The following is a 13892-nucleotide window of genomic DNA, read 5'->3' as shown; positions in this document are numbered from 1 at the left end:
GCGACGTAAGGAGCTAATCCCAATGACTTTCAAAGCGCGCGTGCACTGAAGCTTTAGCGCAGGTGCGGAGCCCTGCCTGCCGGCAGGCAGGTTTGTAGGGAAAAGCGACGTAAGGAGCTAATCCCTTTTATTTTCAAAGCGCGCGTGCACTGAAGCTTTAGCGCAGGTGCGGAGCCCTGCCTGCCGGCAGGCAGGTTTGTAGGGAAAAGCGACTGTAAAGGAGCTAATCCTTATATAGGTGCTATCTCAAGAGAAGATTAGACAAAGTTTTGAGGTAAGGATTTAGGACTTGTAGCGCATAGCTTCTTTTCTTTAGAGGGCACTTTGGACAAAAAACCCTTAACCAAAATTACAGTTCGTTGAAAATTTGATGCATCAGGCGATTTTTGTCATTGAAACTTTCTTCCAATGAAATCATCGTCTCAGTTCGGTCGACACCTTGAATATCATCTATCTGAAAAATGATCTTTTTTGCATGAGATGTGCTCTTTGCTCTAAGTTTGCAATAGAGATTAAACTTTCCGGTGCTGATGTGGACATTAGTGATGTTAGGGATTTCTACTAGCCGTTCGATAACAAAATTTATCTGTTTTGTCTTGTTCAAAAGAATACCGATAAACGCAACAAACGAATAATCTAATTTTTCATAGTCAAGGATTAGCGATGATCCCATTATAATTCCAAAATCTTCCATTTTTTTGACTCTCACATGAACGGTGCCCGCTGATATCAGGAGTTTTTTCGCAATGTCTGTGAATGGTGTCCTGGTATTTTCTATTAAGATGTCCAGAATTTGGTGGTCTATTTCATCCAACATTTCTTTAGCCATATGAACAAATTATTTGTTTGAATATCAAGAACAAATTAGGCCAATGATCATGGAAATACAACCTATGCCGGCTATTTTAAAACGGAATTTCGAAATTGACATTTTTCGAAACTTTGATTGGTCATTATCTTTTTAATTATAGGGCGTAATTACCAATAATGTATTGAGGAATCACCAAAAAGTGGCGCCTATTACTTGAGGTGTACTATTTTGAACCCCCGATAAATTAATCGCCACGAACGAAACTTAGTACAAAAATCATTTAAGGCGCTCACCGTTATCATTTCGACAGTAACCATTGGTCAGGTCAAAATGGATGATATCAAGCTGAATCTGGAGAATTTTACCAGGGAGGGCGAACCAGATAGTTATTGGGGAAATCTATTCAGCTTCTGGGAGGCCACCTATGGGAATGCCAACCTGGAGATTCAGATCTCCAATCAATATCTTAAATAGACGTATCAATTATGCAAAAAGTAAATGACAGGCTATAAAGGCCATCACAGAAAATACTATTCCGACCAAAAATACATGAAACGAATTTCTAAGGAGTTTAAATTTCTTATCAATGGTCTTTCCTAGATGATAAGTGTCTTTCGCTATGGTTTTGTATAATTCATCTCCCTGATGCATCAGGCCGGTAATCTTATCCACATACACGCTTTCCTCCATGGTATGAAAATTACCGTAGAACATTAAATTATCTGTGGCATCACTCCCGTGGACCAACTCCGGACGGGTTGCAAAAATTGCATACGCAATAGATATTAAATTCGTAATTAATATCATAACTACAGGATAGAGCAGGTGAGGGTCATTACTCATTTGAGCATATACGGTACCAATTATAATTGAAAGTATCAGGGCATTAACAGAAATTAAAATATTAGATTTCCTGTCTATCATGGCGTTAAGCGTGTATTGATTCTTAGAGACCAATCTAAATAGTGTTTCTACTCCCCGTTCGGCTCTTGGTGAAATTTTGGCCAGTTTTTTTTTCAGGGATTTTAACTCCTCCTGATTAATTTCAAGATCTTCCATCAGGATTTGGTCTTTTACTTTTTGGATCTTTTTGTGTTTTTTTTCGTCTTTAGTATTTTTATTTACTTCTTCCATATGGAGCTTTTATCACTTTGTTTTATATAATACTTTCACCAATCTTCCAATACTTAAACCCTGGATAATAATTGAAAATAAAACCACAGTATAGGTGATATACAGTATAGTTTCCGATGCAGGGTTATCTGCCAGGCTAAGAGCAAGTGCAATGGATATTCCACCCCGTAATCCGCCCCAGCTCAGAACTGCCACAGTTTTGAGGGGACTACTTTCTTTGTGCTTTAACAGGGAATAGGGCAACAAAACAGAGATATAGCGAGCTATCAACACAATTAGAACGGCCATAATACCTAAGGTTAAGTTACCGATATCAAATTCCAGGAGGTGAATAGTCAACCCAATAAGAACAAACAGAATTCCGTTAAATACATCATCGAGTACCTCCCAAATATCATTGATGAGCTTTTGGCTAGACCCTTTATTGGCCGAAATATTTAGTTTGTTGCCAATAATGATCCCGGAAGTAACCATGGCCAACGGTCCTGATACATGAATTATTGAGGCAACGGCATAACCGCCCATCACAATAGCCAAACTAATCATAACTGCCAGATGAGGGTTTTCTTTGATAGATCGGATACAACTATACCCAATAACTCCGAGTATTAATCCATACGCTAAACCACCTACCGCTTCTTCAAGAAATAATTTACCGATTTCTGCCCCCAGAGAACTTTCGGTGGGATGCCCGGACATATCGCCCAAAATAAGTATTCCGGCAAATACCACAACTCCTATACCATCATTGAAGAGCGACTCCCCTTCAATTTTAACCTGAAGATTTTTGGCAATATTTGTTTTCTTCAGGATAGCCAGAACAGCAATAGGGTCAGTAGGAGAAATTAAGGCTCCAAATAAGAGGGCATGAACAAAAGAAAATTCTATTCCCAACAACAGAGCGGCATAATAAATCAGAGTACCTACTATAAATGTAGATATCACAACGCCCAAAGTAGCAAATAGCAAAACAGACCATTTTTCTACAGCCAGATCTTCCAAATTTACATGAAGCGCGCCTGCAAATAGAAGAAAGCTCAATATCCCATCCAGGAGTAGTGTTTTAAAATCCGAATTGGTCACAATATCACAGAAAAAGAGATAGAAATCAGGGAGGATACTTTTGCTTATGGTAATAAGTACAACTGCAGCCAGACTCATCAGCATCAGTCCGATAGTAGCAGGTAATTTCAGCCATTTGTAGTTAATAAAACTAAACAGAGCGACAATAGAGAAAATAATACTAAAAGATTGCAGCATAATTCCGGATCTAACTTATATCAGGTTTACATCAGCGATGATCTCTAATAGTCCTGCTTTTGGTTGTTCAAATAACTGCTGCATGGCGGTTTCCAGTTCTTCTTTTTCTGTTATTCTTTTCCCCCAAGCACCACAAGAGATGGCATACTCAGCAAAATTGGGATTAGAAAGCGAAGTTTGCCAAACATCAAATTCCCCGGCCCGTTGCTCTTTGGAAATTTTTCCCAGTTCATGGTTATTGATTACTATTAGTTTAATAGGCATTTGATATTTTACCAGGGTGGTAATTTCCGCCAGATACTGACAAAGTCCACCATCTCCTGCCACAGCGACAACTGGGCGAGATGCACCAACCGCAGCCCAGGCACCCATTGCCGCCGGTAATGCAAAACCTATAGAACCAAGGTAGCCCGACATAAGAAAGTCTTGCTCCTGGGGTTCGAAATATCGTCCAAAGGAGTAGGCGTTGTTACCTACATCTACGCACATCACCGCATTTTTTGGTGCAAGTTTGTTCATAGCTTCAAATATGGCAATAGAACTCAGCCCTTTATCCGATGTTTCAGTAAGACGCTTTTCTTTCTCATGTTTCCATATGGCCCATCTTTTTGCTATTTCGGGCTTTTGGTCTATTGTGTTTGTACTGCCCTTCAGGGCATCTGTGAATATGTCCAGTGTTCTGGAAATTTCCCCATAAACGGCCACATCCACCTGGTGAAATTTGCTTAATGCCAAAGGATCAAAATCTACCTGAATGGTTGGTTTTTTAGGTGTAATACCGGTATGATTTGAAAAGGAGGCTCCAAGTACAATCAACAGATCCGCTTCATTCATAAACCAGGAAGCAATTGGGGTTCCGCTTCGCCCTAAGACGCCACAACCCAAAGGGTGATTATCTCCGATAAGACCCTTGCCTTTAAATGTAGTGACTACGGCTGCGTTTAAATTCTCGGCAAAAGCAATAATTTCTTTCTTATGGGCACGTGCGCCGTGGCCCATAATAATTAAAGGCCGTTTCGCTTTTTTTATTAGTTCAATGGCTTTATCGGCCATTTGCTTTGGGGGTGCAATCTCTAAAGTTGTTATCCTATTTTCAGGACTTTGGGGAAGGGCATTAGATTTTGCTTTACGTACCTGCACTTCGTCCGGGAATGTCAGGTGAGATACATCTCGCCTCAATATGGCATGTTTAATAGCAAGTGACATTAATTCAGCATGCCTGCTATCAGATTGTACGCGCTGGTTAAATTCTGTCACGGAATTAAATGCCTGTACCAGGTCTACTTCCTGAAAATTCCCTGTGCCAACCACCTGGGTGGCTACTTGCCCCGTAAGGGCCAGGAAGGGAGCTCTGTCTACCTTTGCGTCCCACATTCCGGTAAATAGATTGGTTGCCCCAGGACCTGCTATTGTAAAACAAGCAGCAGGTTTTCCGGTTAATTTACCATATGCCGAAGCTGCAAATGCAGCAGCTCCCTCATGCCTTATTCCATAGAAATTTAGTTTTCCTTTCTGTTCCTGCCTTTTCATGGCATCCGCAAAGCCAAGATTGGAATGCCCTACCATTCCAAACACTTTTGTTACCCCCCAATTGATCATGGTTTCTACCATAATATCTGAAACCGTAGCCTCAGGTTCCGGCTCTTTTTCCAGACCTACAAAGATTGCCTCGCCCTCTTCTTTCACCGGAAATACCTCAACTCCGTCATCAAATCCTCCCGGGGGTTTCCCAGTACATGGGTGAAAATCCCAGCCGTGCCAAGGACAACGCAGTAAGCCGTTTTCTATTGAACCTTCACCAAGAGGCCCTCCCTGATGGGGACATCTGTTGTCCAAAGCCGAATATTTACCTTCGAAATGTGTCAGGCATATTCCCTTGTGCCCTGCTGTTACTGTTTTTACCCTACCTTCTGGTATTTCATTTTTATTATCTAAAACTTTATGCCAAACGAGATTTTTCTCCATGTTTATTGTGATTAGTGCTTTCTTTTTTGATGATTATAGAAATTAGGCAAGCCAATACCGAATTGCTTATAAAGCGGTTCGGGGATACCGATATCGGCAATATATATTCTGGTAGATTCGGACAACGTGTTTAAGATCAATTTTGGAGCGGCCAAAGTAAGTACTATGTCTGCCATGAACATCTGAGTATTAGTAGTTGCGGCTATCCCGGTAGGCAGATCAAGAGAAATTCTCAAGGCTTTTGATGTGTTTGCACTATTTATCACAGACACAAATTCTTCGGCAAGCGGAGAACGTTGAGAAAACCCAAGATAGGCATCAATCCAAACATCTGGTTGTGTGTCTCCTTTTTGCTTTTGTGCACCAAAAAGGAGGGCTCTGTCTAATTGTCTTTTAGGTAGCTCTTTTGTAATGGGTACCGGAAGGTCTAGATAAACCTTATACCCCCAAGCTGCAAGTCGTCTTGCTGCGACCAAACCTCCTCCTCCGTTATTTCCATTCCCTGCGCCAATCAGTATTCGACCATTTAATCCGGCGTTCTCCGCAACAAGCTTAGCCAACATTAATCCGGCATTTTCCATCATAAGTTCAATAGGCAGATGGTAGTCTCTTACAGCGGTGTAATCCATCTCCTTGAAAGCTGCTATGGCGAGTGCCTCTGAAGGGGTAAAGTGCATTTTTGTTTATATAATATGTATTTGATTCCTTCCCGATAATAGGAAGTAATGTTATCTAAACAAGGCTTTTCAGATCTGCTAATGCCTGCTCATAGAAGGCAAGTACTGTTTCCACAGTTTCATTTTTAGCTGGCAATACGGCTCCTACAAATCCTTTACTATGCCATCTGCCATTGCTTAAAGGGTCTAAATTCTCAGTAGCTATTGCTTTGTGGTTTTTGTATACACTCAGATAAAAATAATGTTCATCAGCCACGGTATCCGGGATAGCCAGGCCAGCTCCTATTGCCAGAGCTGCATCCTGCTGGTCTATGGCATATACACCAGTATCAAAATGATGTGGCCAAACCCTGATCTCTGAAGTTAGTCCTTCAGCACTAAGAAATTTTTCTAAAACCAATTGGGCAAGAATCCTAAGATGGGTCAATTCACTTAATCTGCTGGCATCTAGCAACTTGAATGTGAAATTATCTTCTATATCATATGGTAAATCATAGTGAAAATTAAATGTATAGGATTGTTCCATAGCTGCTTGCCGGGCCTGATCTTCTATCCAGTTTACTATTTGCTGGTGAGTATTACCATCTAGTCTGATGCTTTCATTATTTGCCTTGCCGTTCCAATTTAATGTGAAGCGTTCATAATTTAATGAAAGGACGTCGCCCTCTTGATTCAATTGGCGGGTATTGAGACTGGCATTACCTGTGACAAATCCAAGATTGGTATGGCTATCGTCTGCTATTTTGTCTAAAAAACTAATTCCGGCTGCGGCCAGATATTGGGCAGCCAAATACATCATTTTATCCATGACAATTATCTTTTGTGCTCAGGACTATCGAAACCTGCCTTACATCCTGCGGCCCATTCATCGGGTTGGTTGCCGTGTGCCGGGATACCTCCATTATCTTTTAGCATTCTTGCAAGGTGCAGGCAATTCCAAACAAGGAAGGTGGTATTTCTGTTTGTAAAATCGTTCTCAGGCCCGCCTGATCCTTCGTCCCTGTAAGAAGGCCCCGGACCAGCTTCTCCCATCCAGCCTGCATCAGCTTGTGGCGGTACGGTATATCCAATATGAGAGAGCGAGAATAATATGTTCATGGCACAGTGTTTTACACCATCCTCATTACCTGTTATTAGCGTTGCTCCTACTTTTCCATAATCTCTATACTGCCCTTTTTCATTAAATTGATGGGTATAACCATACATCCGTTCCAATACCCGATTACATACCGATGATTTCTCACCCAACCAGACCGAAGTGCAAAGAATTAGGATATCGCAGGCGTCCACTTCCTTTTGAAGCATGGGCCAATCGTCCTTATCCCATTCCGGAGTTGCAGCCATATCCATTCCTAATCCTGCCGGGATGACGTAGTCTACTGGCCGGATTACTTTAGTACTTGCCCCGTTGGCTTCAAATATCTTTTGTGCAACACCTATTAGTCCTTCAGTATGGGATAGTACAGGGGTTCTGTTAAGGGTGCAATTTAAGAATAGCACTTTTAGATCATCGTATTTAGCGGGGGGATTGGTACACTGACTTTCGGTCATTTTTGTTAGTTGTTCTGACATTTTTCTCTCTTGAATTTAAAGGTTAGTATTCATGTTTATGAAATCGGCATTGAGATAGTCTTTGAGTCGTAATCTATACGCTTGTCCTTTCTTAATTTACTAAGAATATTATTTACAGTTTGCCTGGAGGTATTTGTGAGATGAGCTATATCTTTATGTGATAAAAGGTTTTTAGCTACAATTCTACCATCCTGTTTCTCACCAAATTCGTCCAGGTATGAAACCACAAACTCAAAAATCCTTTTATCGCTCTGTTTATATATCAGGTCCTGAAGTCTTCTTTCTAGTCTTTTTATTCGAATGCCATAAATTTTTAACACCCCATTTTTAAGCGATTTGTGTTTTTGCATCAGTTCTTCCATCATGTCAGCTTCTATATAGCACACAATGCAATGTTCAAGGGCTATGGCCTGCTCTTCTATTCCTGCCTGTTTATCATATAGGGATAGTTCACCAAAAATATTTCCCTTTTGGACTACGTACTTCAGGGTGTCGCTTTTGGTGTCTACAATTTTAACGGTGCCTTGTTTTAAAAAGAAGATACATCTTTGGTCCCGATCATTAATTTGAATAATCTGACCCTTATCAATGTTTTCCATTTCAAGAAGATCACAAAGACTCATCATAGTGCTCATCCCTAATTTTTTAAACAGATCAAAACCCTCAAGAAACCAGTATTTGGTCAGTGTCTTCAATGCATTAAACAACTTTTGTATTTAAAAGTAACAATTATAATCTTCCTGTCAGGAACAGAGTTTTGCCGAACTTACTTTAGGCGACAGTTATTCAGTAAAAGTGCAACATCCCGGTATTGTACTTAGTACTTATAAGCAAAAAGGGGTAGTTTTAACCACCCCTTCAATTTATGAGGAAATTGTATTAACGGTCAGCGATTATAAGTTCTCCACTGGCTTCTTTCTCCTTTAGTTTTTTGACCAGATCAAGAGCATCTGGTACGACATCACTGCATAATATGATAAGCGACCCTTTTTTCGCATTAGCAACCGCATGGTTAATGGCATCGCTCTCTAATGGTATAATGGTGGTCTTTTTCTTTGGATTTTGTTTTTTAATACCATCATCCAGCATTTTTATAAGGACATCCTCAGATTTCCCTCTCAAATTCTTGTCTTGCCTGATGATTATTTCATCAAACATTTCGGCGGCAATACTCCCAATTTCGTTATTGTCCTCCTCTCGTCTGTCCCCGATACCGGCAATAATCCCAACTTTTACAGTAGCATCCAGATTGTCAGTAAATTTCTGTAAAGCACGCATTCCGGCAGGATTATGAGCATAGTCCAGCAGGATATTAAAATTGTTGAATTTAAATAAATTCAGGCGCCCAGGGGTTTGGGTGGCAGACGGAATAAAAGTTTCTAAAGCCGCTTTGGTATCCTCTATGCTTATCCCCTGAATATTGGCTGCGATGACCGCAGGTAGTACATTCTGAATCATAAATTTTGCCTTTCCTCCATAAGTAAGAGGTATGTTTTCGGCTTTCATGATTCGCATTTTCCATGCTCCTTTACAAAGGGTCACGTATCCATTTTCATAGACAGCCGTAATGCCTCCAATGCGCTGTAAAGCCTGAATACGTGGATTGTTTTCATCCATTGAGAAGAGGGCCAGATTTCCCTCAATACCTCGGCGCATATCATATACCAGGTCATCATCAGCATTTAGAATGGCGTATCCATCGGGGAGCACAGTCTCCGGAATGACTCCTTTGACTTTTGCCAATTGTTCTATAGTATGTATTCCTTTTAGACCCAGATGATCGGCAGCCACATTGGTCACAATACCTATATCGCACTTTTTAAAACCCAGTCCGGCCCTTAGCAGTCCGCCACGGGCACATTCCAGTACGGCAAAGTTTACCGTAGGGTCTTTTAAAACAAACTCTGCGCTTGCGGGTCCTGTGCAATCTCCCTTCATCAACAGCCGGTTTTGGATATATACTCCGTCACTGGTGGTATAACCAACTCTGTAGCCCGTCATTTTGGCGATATGTGCTATTAATCTGCTCGTGGTAGTCTTTCCATTAGTACCTGTAATAGCCACAATGGGAATTCTTCCTGTATCGCCTTTTATGGGAAAGAGTTTATCTATTACAGGTGCTGCTACATTTCTTGGCAGTCCGGTAGTGGGAGCCAGGTGCATCCTAAATCCAGGCCCGGCATTTACCTCAAGTACGGCTCCCCCCGTTTCAGAAAGGGGTTTACTAATATCGCTTGTCATCACATCTATCCCGCATATATCAAGATCGATGATTTTGGAGATCCTTTCGGCCATAGATACATTGGCCGGATGCACGATGTCTGTAACGTCTTCAGCGGTACCACCTGTACTTAAATTGGCAGTATCTTTTAATATTAGACGCTCCTTATCCGCAAGAACAGACTCTGGAGTATACCCTGCGTCGGCTATTATGGTTTTAGTTAGATCATTTATGGTGATCTCTGTCAATTCTTTTTCATGTCCGTAGCCTCTTCTGGGATCTTTATTTACTTCGGCCACCAGCTCTTCAATTGTAGATTTCCCGTCGCCAACCACATGTGCCGGTGTTCTTTTAGCCGCCGCGACAAGCACATTATTAATTACTAATAATCTGTAGTCTTCTCCGGTAATATATTTTTCAACGATTACCCTTCTGGACACTTCTTTGGCAGCTTTAAAAGCTTCAAGTGCGTGCTCGTAGTTATTAATATCCACTGTAATACCCCGGCCGTGATTACCATCAATCGGCTTTATCACAAGAGGGTAACCTACATATCTGCAAGCCGATTCAAGACTGCTCTCTCTACTGATAATATCTCCGCGCGGCACTTCCACTTCTGCCTGTTCTAATAGATACTTTGTATCCTCTTTGTCGCAAGCTAGTTCTACTCCAATGCTGCTTGTTTCACTGGTTACTGTAGCCTGTATTCTTTTCTGGTTGGCACCATAACCCAACTGGCATAAAGAATATTTATTTAATCTGATCCAGGGAATACCCCTGCTTTGGGCTTCCTCTACAATAGATCCGGTACTGGGTCCCAGCCGCTGTCCTTCTCTAAGTTCACGCATTCTTTGGATGTCATCTTCAAGGTCATAATCTTCGCCTTCGATAAGGGCTTCACAGATGGCTACGGCAGCCTTGGCAGCATAACGCCCTACATCTTCTTCAATATAGGAGAATACCACATTATAGACCCCTTTCTCTCCATAGCCCCTTGTTCTTCCAAAACCGGTATCCATTCCGGCCAGCGTTTGTATTTCCAAAGCTATATGTTCTATGACATGACCCATCCAGGTGCCTTCTTCAACCCTCATGAAAAATCCACCCTCACAACCTTCCGAACATCTGTGAGAGTACATGGTTGGGAACATTGCTTTTATCCGATCAAGAAATCCGGGAATCTTATTGGATGGACGTTCTTCCATGTCCTCCAGGTCCAAAACCATCACTATTAATTTATGTCGGCGAACAGACCAGTAGTTGGGGCCTCGCATGGCATTAATTTCTCTTATCTTCATAATTTCTGATCTTTATTTAAAGGAGAGTGAATTTCATAAATATATAATATTTTTTCGGACATTAAACCTATTTTTGCAGTTAAATAATGAGCTGAATGGATATAAAAGGAACCCTGGTACCAATAGGAGGAAATGAGGATAAGGGGCATGAAAATAAGGAACAATATACCCTGGAATTTATTGATGAAGGTATATTGGCTCATATTGTCAGATTGGCCGGTGGGGAGAACCCAAAAATAGTTGTAATTCCCACAGCTTCGAGCATTCCTTTGGAGGTAGGAAGAAATTATAGAGACGCCTTTACCAAATTAGGATGTACAGACATTCATGTTTTAGATATACGATCTAAACAAGATGCTGAGGCAGATAGTTCAATTAATCTGGTAGCAAGTGCAGACTGTATTATGTTCTCTGGGGGAGATCAATCTAAAATTTCCAAATTTATTGGCAATACATCATTACATGCTTTACTCATAGACAGATATCATAAAGAAGAGGATTTTGTAATTGCAGGGACAAGTGCAGGAGCTATGGTAATGGCAAAAGAAATGATAGCCGGTGGCAGCAGTACTGAGGCCTTCATCAAGGGAGCAGTTCACATGTATGAAGGACTGGGGCTTTTACCCGAAGTTGTTATAGATACGCACTTTATTAGAAGAGGCCGGTTTGGCCGACAATCCGAGGCAGTAGCCAAATTTCCGCATTTATTGGGAATAGGATTGGCCGAAGATACCGGACTAATCATTAAAAAGGGTAAAGAAATGGAGGTGATAGGGTCTGGTATGATTATCGTATTTGATGCACATAATCTGACGCACAACAATGAGAAAATACTGCAAGAGGGTACACCAATGACCATGACAAACCTGGTTGTGCATGTATTATCTAATGGAGATAAATATAATATTGAGACCAGGGAAGTTAAAGTATTACCGGTAGATTCACCCTTTATTTAAAAACTAACTGTTACTATGAATCGTATATGAGGATCGTTGCTTCCTCATTATTGGTCTTACTGGCACGGTACATACCTTCTGTGTTAAACGGAAGGGCAATATTTCCCTTGGAATCAACGGCTATAAGTCCTCCGTCTCCACCAATATCAGCTAACCGATTGTGGATTACTTCGTTGCAGGCATTCTGAAGAGAGAGGCCCTTAAATTCAATTAAACAGGAAACGTCATAAGCCACTACTCCCCGGATAAAAAACTCCCCACTACCCGTACATGAAACGGCGCAGGTCTTGTTATTAGCATAATTACCAACCCCAATCAATGGGCTGTCTCCAATACGTCCATAGCGCTTATTGGTCATGCCTCCAGTTGATGTAGCCGCCGCAACATTACCAGATATATCGCAGGCCACCGCACCAACAGTACCAAATTTAGCATCCTTTTTTGCAGAATGGTCTAACTGAAAATGATCCGAATCCTTTATTTCCTGCCATTGCTGGTAGCGAAGAGCATCGTAAAAGTATGCTGCCTGTTCCAGGGGATACCCCATTTTTTCAGCAAATTGCATGGCTCCATTGCCAGCTAAAAAGACATGTTCACTATGCTCCATTACGTCTTTGGCAAGGGCTATAGGATTTTTTATGCCGGTTACCAGCGAAACTGCTCCGGCATTAAGGGTTTTTCCGTCCATAATAGACGCATCCATTTCATGTTTACCTTCGGAGGTGAATACGCTCCCTTTCCCTGCATTAAAAAGAGGTGAATCTTCAAGGGCTTTAACAGCTTCAGTCACTGCCTGAATTGCAGTTTTTCCTGATCTAAGTAGGTTGTGTCCGGTTTCCAGGGCATCTGAGAGGGCTATTTTGTATGCTGCTTCTTTTTTGGCAGTCATCATTCCCTTTACCAACGTTCCAGCGCCGCCATGGATGGCAATAGAATAATTACTGCTCATTTAGTTGATTTTGGTTTTAATTTTGGAAAGAATGTGGTCGACAATCAGTTTGGCATGTATTCTGGAATTCTCAATAAACCATTTATGGGTTTCCATACCACCGCAGATGACACCAGCTAGGTACAGACCAGAAATGTTGGTTTCCATAGTAGCTGAATCATACGTCGGCAATTTTTTATTGTCCTGGGATAGTTGTATGCCAAGCATTTCAAGAAATTCAAAATTGGGCATATAGCCGGTCAAGGCAAGCACAAAATCATTTGCAATTACTATGTCACCATCAGGAGTATTAATAGTCATTTCCTGTTCGCGAATCTCTTTAACCTCACTATTGTAGAATACGGCGATACTACCTTCTTCAATTCTGTTTATAATATCCGGTCTTACCCAGTATTTAACTCGCTGACCCACTTCTGGCCCCCTAATGATCAGGGTAACTTCTGCACCTTTACGCCAACATTCCAATGCTGCATCTATTGCCGAATTGCTTGCTCCGACTATAGCTAACTTCTGACTGGCATAGAAATGTGGGTCTTTATAGTAATGGGATACCTTAGGCAGATCCTCACCCGGAACATTAATTTTATTTGGCAAGTCGTAAAAGCCAGTTGCTATTATTACGTTTTTTGCCGAGTATTTTTCTTTTGTTGATTGAACAGTAAACTGATCATCCTCTTTTTTTACTTCGAGTACTTCCTCAAATAGATGGATATTCAATTTATTTGAGGTAACTATTCTGCGGTAGTACTCTAATGCCTCATTTCTTTTAGGTTTGGCTTCTTTACTAATAAAGGGTATATCATCTATCTCCAACCTTTCGGAAGACGAAAAAAATTGCATGTTAATTGGATAATTGAAAAGTGAATTAACAATAGGCCCCTTTTCAATGATAAGATAGTTCAATCCTTTTTTTTTCGCTTGCAGACCGCAGGCGATACCAATAGGACCCCCACCAACAATTAGAATATCCAAGTTTTTCATATCAACATCTTTTGGTTCGCCCAAAAAAACTAGATTTTTTATGGAACGCAAAGCTAGGTAATTTAAAC

At 41.1% G+C, this 13892-nt stretch carries 13 protein-coding genes; 2 read left to right on the top strand and 11 right to left on the bottom strand.

What is annotated here, in order from left to right:
- Positions 1-349: 349 nt before the first annotated feature.
- Positions 350-829: an Lrp/AsnC family transcriptional regulator gene (locus J1G40_RS15660; protein ID WP_265243603.1), complete on the bottom strand. Its 480-nt coding sequence runs from the start codon at positions 827-829 to the stop codon at positions 350-352.
- A gap of 312 nt (positions 830-1141) precedes the next feature.
- Between J1G40_RS15660 and J1G40_RS15655 the strand changes: the two genes are divergently transcribed.
- Positions 1142-1285 (top strand): hypothetical protein, encoded by a 144-nt coding sequence (locus J1G40_RS15655; protein WP_265243602.1) that lies wholly within the window; start codon positions 1142-1144, stop codon positions 1283-1285.
- Positions 1286-1294: 9 nt separating this feature from the next.
- Here J1G40_RS15655 and J1G40_RS15650 read toward each other — a convergent pair whose 3' ends face one another.
- From J1G40_RS15650 to cphA, 8 genes are all read right to left on the bottom strand, one after another.
- Positions 1295-1945, bottom strand: a complete 651-nt coding sequence (locus tag J1G40_RS15650; protein WP_265243601.1) for a Pycsar system effector family protein — start codon at positions 1943-1945, stop codon at positions 1295-1297.
- Positions 1946-1957: 12 nt separating this feature from the next.
- The gene (locus J1G40_RS15645; RefSeq protein WP_265243600.1) at positions 1958-3205 is read right to left on the bottom strand and encodes a cation:proton antiporter; all 1248 of its coding nucleotides are present in this window, start codon (positions 3203-3205) and stop codon (positions 1958-1960) included.
- 15 nt (positions 3206-3220) lie between these two features.
- Positions 3221-5170 (bottom strand): thiamine pyrophosphate-binding protein, encoded by a 1950-nt coding sequence (locus J1G40_RS15640; protein WP_265243599.1) that lies wholly within the window; start codon positions 5168-5170, stop codon positions 3221-3223.
- Between the two features lie 11 nt (positions 5171-5181).
- Entirely contained in the window at positions 5182-5847 is a 666-nt protein-coding gene (locus J1G40_RS15635; RefSeq protein ID WP_265243598.1) for an NAD(P)H-hydrate epimerase, read from the bottom strand.
- 55 nt (positions 5848-5902) lie between these two features.
- A complete protein-coding gene (locus tag J1G40_RS15630; RefSeq protein ID WP_265243597.1) occupies positions 5903-6655 on the bottom strand; it encodes a hypothetical protein in 753 nt (250 codons plus the stop codon).
- A gap of 5 nt (positions 6656-6660) precedes the next feature.
- Positions 6661-7419 carry a flavodoxin family protein gene (locus tag J1G40_RS15625; RefSeq protein ID WP_265243596.1) on the bottom strand — a complete coding sequence of 253 codons (759 nt, stop codon included), beginning with the start codon at positions 7417-7419 and terminating at the stop codon, positions 6661-6663.
- Positions 7420-7454: 35 nt separating this feature from the next.
- Positions 7455-8126 (bottom strand): Crp/Fnr family transcriptional regulator, encoded by a 672-nt coding sequence (locus J1G40_RS15620; RefSeq protein WP_265243595.1) that lies wholly within the window; start codon positions 8124-8126, stop codon positions 7455-7457.
- A gap of 172 nt (positions 8127-8298) precedes the next feature.
- Entirely contained in the window at positions 8299-10938 is a 2640-nt protein-coding gene (cphA, locus tag J1G40_RS15615) for a cyanophycin synthetase (RefSeq protein WP_265243594.1), read from the bottom strand.
- A gap of 95 nt (positions 10939-11033) precedes the next feature.
- On the opposite strand from cphA, the gene J1G40_RS15610 reads away from it, so the two are divergent.
- Entirely contained in the window at positions 11034-11894 is an 861-nt protein-coding gene (locus J1G40_RS15610) for a cyanophycinase (protein WP_265243593.1), read from the top strand.
- Between the two features lie 13 nt (positions 11895-11907).
- On the opposite strand, the gene J1G40_RS15605 is transcribed toward J1G40_RS15610, so the two are convergent.
- Together J1G40_RS15605 and J1G40_RS15600 are read right to left on the bottom strand one after the other, a co-directional pair.
- Complete coding sequence (locus tag J1G40_RS15605) at positions 11908-12843, bottom strand: isoaspartyl peptidase/L-asparaginase family protein (protein ID WP_265243592.1); 936 nt, start codon at positions 12841-12843, stop codon at positions 11908-11910.
- On the bottom strand, positions 12844-13824 hold the full coding sequence (locus J1G40_RS15600) for a YpdA family putative bacillithiol disulfide reductase (protein ID WP_265243591.1): 981 nt from the start codon (positions 13822-13824) through the stop codon (positions 12844-12846).
- Between the last annotated feature and the right edge of the window lie 68 nt (positions 13825-13892).

Source organism: Muriicola sp. Z0-33, from assembly GCF_026126425.1.
Lineage (GTDB): Bacteria > Bacteroidota > Bacteroidia > Flavobacteriales > Flavobacteriaceae > JAFMPW01.
This window is presented reverse-complemented; position numbering and strand designations above follow the sequence as displayed.

Bases quoted from the DNA above. Each gene is read 5' to 3' on its own strand.
- J1G40_RS15660 (WP_265243603.1), bottom strand. From the start codon at position 829: ATGGCTAAAGAAATGTTGGATGAAATAGACCACCAAATTCTGGACATC.
- J1G40_RS15655 (WP_265243602.1), top strand. From the start codon at position 1,142: ATGGATGATATCAAGCTGAATCTGGAGAATTTTACCAGGGAGGGCGAA.
- J1G40_RS15635 (WP_265243598.1), bottom strand. From the start codon at position 5,847: ATGCACTTTACCCCTTCAGAGGCACTCGCCATAGCAGCTTTCAAGGAG.
- J1G40_RS15645 (WP_265243600.1), bottom strand. From the start codon at position 3,205: ATGCTGCAATCTTTTAGTATTATTTTCTCTATTGTCGCTCTGTTTAGT.
- cphA (WP_265243594.1), bottom strand. From the start codon at position 10,938: ATGAAGATAAGAGAAATTAATGCCATGCGAGGCCCCAACTACTGGTCT.
- J1G40_RS15640 (WP_265243599.1), bottom strand. From the start codon at position 5,170: ATGGAGAAAAATCTCGTTTGGCATAAAGTTTTAGATAATAAAAATGAA.
- J1G40_RS15625 (WP_265243596.1), bottom strand. From the start codon at position 7,419: ATGTCAGAACAACTAACAAAAATGACCGAAAGTCAGTGTACCAATCCC.
- J1G40_RS15600 (WP_265243591.1), bottom strand. From the start codon at position 13,824: ATGAAAAACTTGGATATTCTAATTGTTGGTGGGGGTCCTATTGGTATC.
- J1G40_RS15650 (WP_265243601.1), bottom strand. From the start codon at position 1,945: ATGGAAGAAGTAAATAAAAATACTAAAGACGAAAAAAAACACAAAAAG.
- J1G40_RS15610 (WP_265243593.1), top strand. From the start codon at position 11,034: ATGGATATAAAAGGAACCCTGGTACCAATAGGAGGAAATGAGGATAAG.
- J1G40_RS15630 (WP_265243597.1), bottom strand. From the start codon at position 6,655: ATGGATAAAATGATGTATTTGGCTGCCCAATATCTGGCCGCAGCCGGA.
- J1G40_RS15605 (WP_265243592.1), bottom strand. From the start codon at position 12,843: ATGAGCAGTAATTATTCTATTGCCATCCATGGCGGCGCTGGAACGTTG.